3 protein-coding genes are annotated in these 1,946 nt (G+C 50.5%); 2 read left to right on the top strand and 1 reads right to left on the bottom strand.

The features are described 5' to 3' along the window. The first annotated feature begins 404 nt into the window (after positions 1-404). Both JN12_RS20615 and JN12_RS20325 read left to right on the top strand, forming a co-directional pair. Positions 405-629 (top strand): hypothetical protein, encoded by a 225-nt coding sequence (locus JN12_RS20615; protein WP_170242110.1) that lies wholly within the window; start codon positions 405-407, stop codon positions 627-629. After that, positions 619-1,026: a PIN domain-containing protein gene (locus tag JN12_RS20325; protein ID WP_170242108.1), complete on the top strand. Its 408-nt coding sequence runs from the start codon at positions 619-621 to the stop codon at positions 1,024-1,026. Before JN12_RS20615 ends, JN12_RS20325 begins: the two co-directional genes overlap by 11 nt. Positions 1,027-1,113: 87 nt before the next feature. Here the strand turns inward: JN12_RS20325 and JN12_RS20320 are convergent, their stop codons facing one another. Then, positions 1,114-1,689, bottom strand: a complete 576-nt coding sequence (locus JN12_RS20320) for a hypothetical protein (RefSeq protein ID WP_145026370.1) — start codon at positions 1,687-1,689, stop codon at positions 1,114-1,116. Between the last annotated feature and the right edge of the window lie 257 nt (positions 1,690-1,946).

Here is a 1,946-nt window from a genome sequence, read left to right as displayed (position 1 = left end):
CAGGTGTGTCGGTGTCGCAGGTGTGTCGGTGTCGCGTCTACACATTACACATTTGTCAAAAGTGTAGACGCGACACCATTTCTTCCCTTGAGAAGGTTATCGTTAAGTAAATAGGGTGATGTCCCTGTATTTCCTTCCGTCCCGGTATTTCCTTCCTGGGCGGGATTCGCATCCGCTAGATTACACGACCTTGCCCGGCCGCACTTGAGACGCGACCCCAATGATTTCTCCCTATCGGACTCCCGAATCCCCCACAGGAATCCCCCGGCAACTTGCTTAACAGAGTAGAAAAAGGTATAGTTCAGGCAATAATGGCCGCAGCACGCAGCGACAGGCTTCCCTGGCGATGGTCCGCCTGTTTTGATCGGGAAAGCCGGCTGCCAATTAATTTACAGGAGCATAGCATGGGAACAGCCCGCGAATCATTCAATCTGAACATTCTCCCCAAGGTTGCCCGCGCCGAACTACGCGATTTCTATGAGTTCCTCTGTAGCAAGTATGGCATTGCGGCCGCAAAGCAAACCAAACAATCGAACGCTGCCCGGAATTTATGCGACCGTGCTGCTGCCCGTGCCATCAAGATTCCTGCCGATTATCGCTTTGATCGTGACGAACTCCATGAAAGGTAAGGTCTTTTTCGACTCCAACCTCTGGGTCTATCTGAACAGTCGCGACCCGAAAGCTGCAGTAGTAAGCGAACTGGTCAATAGCCACTTTTCACGCATCATCGTCAGCTCGCAGGTTCTGGGTGAAATCTATCACGTCCTGGTAAGAAAGGGGTTCACCGATAAAGAGACGGCACGGGAGATCGTCAGCGATCTGCAGGAGTCGTTCATCATTGCCCCCGTTACCTCCGCTACCGTCAGCAGTGCCGTGACGTTGAATATCCGCCACGGCTATTCTTACTGGGACAGCCTGATAATAGCCTCAGCCCTTGAAAACGGCTGCACTACCCTTTTTTCTGAAGACCTGCACCACACCCAGCGTGTAGACGGCAGACTCGCCATCATCAACCCTTTCGCCTGACCCGCGATGGGGCTTCGCTCCCTTCGCACACCCCTCTTTCCCCCTGTTCCCTCTTTAAACAGTTTGTCGCCCTTTCTCCGAGCTTCGTTAATGTTTGGCAATGTACTTCATCAGGTCGCCCGCTGCCTCCTGCACAGCGGCTTCGAGCTGCATGCCTTTGCGTGCGAAATGTCTGAACTTCGCGACCGGCTTGTCGTTTTCATCATGCAATACCATCTCGATGCCGATACCTGCCTGCATTTGGTGTACCCCGACAAATGGGATCCAGGCCTTGCCCATACTCATATTTTGCGCCTCGTAGATGCACACATCCGCAGTCAGTCCTTTGTCGCTTTTGGCATCCATATCGGCAAAGGAATCCTTGAAGGTGGATTTGACTTGGTCAACCAATGATTTGCTGCGTATTTCCGACTTGTTTTCCGTTTTACCCACCTTCAGCTTGTACTGAGCGAGTTTCGCTTCGGGCTTGATCCAAACCCAGTCAATATCATCTCCTTCGATCATGTCAGCATAATCTGTGATAACGCCTTTCTGGAAATCCTTATCCTTGTAGTCACTACTGTCAACAAGCCGTTTCGGACTGGCTTGTGAAATACCCGGCAAAGCGATAAAGATTAATGCAAAAAAGGAACCAAAGAGAAACAATTTGCGAACCTTGAGCATGATACACCTCCCTATTATTATGAGTAATCAGGCGACTTCTCGACGGAAAATCAGTTGGTCGAATCGAACATAGAAGCTTTAGTCCCCAAGCGCGTGCTGTCGGTGTCGCGTCTACACATTACACATTTGTCAAAAGTGTAGACGCGACACCAGTTCCTCTCCCAATCCGATCCCTCCTCAAAACAAACGTTTTGACGTTACAACACCATAACGCTATAGTTAAATACAGGAGGTATTATTCATGGGCGCACTCACCA

It is taken from the genome of Geobacter argillaceus (assembly GCF_007830735.1).
Taxonomy (GTDB): Bacteria; Desulfobacterota; Desulfuromonadia; order Geobacterales; family DSM-12255; genus Geomobilibacter; species Geomobilibacter argillaceus.
The sequence above is the reverse complement of the archived record's forward strand: the minus strand, read 5'-3'. Positions and strand labels throughout refer to the sequence as shown.

Excerpts from the sequence above, each read along its gene's own strand:
- JN12_RS20320 (WP_145026370.1), bottom strand. The coding sequence starts at position 1,689 with ATGCTCAAGGTTCGCAAATTGTTTCTCTTTGGTTCCTTTTTTGCATTA.
- JN12_RS20325 (WP_170242108.1), top strand. The coding sequence starts at position 619 with ATGAAAGGTAAGGTCTTTTTCGACTCCAACCTCTGGGTCTATCTGAAC.
- JN12_RS20615 (WP_170242110.1), top strand. The coding sequence starts at position 405 with ATGGGAACAGCCCGCGAATCATTCAATCTGAACATTCTCCCCAAGGTT.